Below are 215 nucleotides of genomic sequence, written 5' to 3'. Positions count from 1 at the left end.
CACAGAGCAAGGCTGTCCACTTCTTTTAGCCATGGAAACTCTGCCTTATATTTTGCCGGAGTGACCTTCAGGTTTTTTCCAGTCTTTTCATAGCATTCCTTCTTTTCTGCCAGCATCCGGTTATATACAAACCTAACACATCCAAATGTTTTTGCAAACAGTTCCTGCTGTATTTTATTGGGATAGATCCGAAACCGGTATACTACGTTCATGTT

The 215-nt window shown here is 40.9% G+C and carries 1 protein-coding gene; it reads right to left on the bottom strand.

Annotated features, from left to right (window positions below):
* A partial coding sequence (locus tag GPK83_RS17445) for a helix-turn-helix domain-containing protein (protein WP_215704288.1) occupies window positions 1–212 on the bottom strand: 212 nt, incomplete at its 3' end.
* Window positions 213–215: the final 3 nt, after the last annotated feature.

Source organism: Clostridium sp. MCC328, from assembly GCF_018785465.1.
In the GTDB taxonomy this organism is placed as follows: domain Bacteria; phylum Bacillota; class Clostridia; order Lachnospirales; family Lachnospiraceae; genus Pilosibacter; species Pilosibacter fragilis.
The sequence above is the reverse complement of the archived record's forward strand: the minus strand, read 5'-3'. Positions and strand labels throughout refer to the sequence as shown.